This is a genomic window from Nostocoides vanveenii (assembly GCF_039531165.1).
In the GTDB taxonomy this organism is placed as follows: domain Bacteria; phylum Actinomycetota; class Actinomycetes; order Actinomycetales; family Dermatophilaceae; genus Nostocoides_A; species Nostocoides_A vanveenii.
In genome coordinates, this window is the sequence record NZ_BAAAPN010000038.1 from 1 (window position 1) to 1,439 (window position 1,439).

Genomic DNA, 1,439 nt, shown 5'->3' on the forward strand with positions numbered 1-1,439 from the left:
GTGCTGGATTTTATAATGAAGTTAGCCACCTGGCTAACATATAAAAAACGCCATGTGAATTTCATGTTATATTGAAGTTACCACTAACTCTCAATAGACAGGATGAATTCACATGACGCACTCTAACCATACCACATCAGCACGTAAGGGAAAACACTTATCTTATTCAGAGCGGTCTCAAATCGCTATTTTAAAGCAAGAAAACTATTCCAATCGTCGGATTGCTAGTGTTTTAGAACGTGCTCCACAAACAATCAATAATGAGGTGAAGCGCGGAACGGTCACACAACTTAAACGCCAAAAGCAAAAAGGAAAGGTCTATGATTACTATACTGAAGCTTATGACGCTGATGCTGGACAAGCAGCTTATGACAGACATCGTTTAAACTGTGGCCGACGGCCAAAATGGGCGGATATAGATACCTTTATAGAATGGGCCGATGATAAGATGTTGCTTGATAAATGGTCCCCTGATGCCGTGACTGGTTTTGCGTTAGAGCATGAGTTGTTTGATCGTGCCATTATTCCTAGTANCCCTGATGCCGTGACTGGTTTTGCGTTAGAGCATGAGTTGTTTGATCGTGCCATTATTCCTAGTACAACAACACTTTACAATTGGATAGATAAAGGAATCATGCGAACAACGAACCTTGATCTTTTAGAAAAGCTCTCTCGTAAACCAAAAGTGTCCTCTCTGAAGAAACGCCCAAATAAACGTATTCTCGGGCAATCGATAGACAAACGGCCTAAAGAAATTGATAGCCGTGAAACTTTTGGTCACTGGGAAATCGACACAGTCGTTGGTAATAAGGAGAAGACCGATGCCGTACTACTAACATTAGTTGAACGACAAACCCGCTTTGAAGTTATTATGAAGGTAAACGGTAAAGATCAATATTCAGTGGACGAAGCCATTTATTCTCTTCAAGAACGCGCTGGAGATGACTTTTCTACTATGTTTAAGACGATTACTTCAGATAATGGATCTGAATTTGCAGGTCTACATGAAGCGTTAAAGGATACCCTGGATGTTTATTTTAGCCATCCTTATGCATCATTTGAGCGAGGAACGAGTGAGAATCAGCATAAATTCATTCGTCGCTTCATTCCGAAAGGAAAGTCGATGGGTCAAGTTTTAGAATCACAATGCTTACGTATACAACAATGGATGAACGATTATCCCAGAAAAATATTGGATTATAAAACACCTCATGAGTGTTTCGTCAATGCCTTACGATTAGAAAAGCAAGTGGCTTAACCCGTGAGGGCTTGACAACGAGCCTCCTTCGACATGATTTTAAAGCTGTAGAGCTGGCTGAAGCCAGCTTGTCAAAAGACTATCATGTCTCAGCTCATTATCAAGCCCTCACTACACAGATAGTAACCGTCAAATATCGCATGAAATTTAGTTTTACTAAGTGGCTAACTTAAACTTGAAA

The 1,439-nt window shown here is 40.3% G+C and carries 1 protein-coding gene; it reads left to right on the forward strand.

Features of this window, described 5'->3' with window-relative positions; translation table 11 throughout:
• Positions 1 to 112: 112 nt before the first annotated feature.
• Positions 113 to 1,258: an IS30 family transposase gene (locus ABD209_RS07880; RefSeq protein WP_344064460.1), complete on the forward strand. Its 1,146-nt coding sequence runs from the start codon at positions 113 to 115 to the stop codon at positions 1,256 to 1,258.
• Positions 1,259 to 1,439 lie beyond the last annotated feature (181 nt).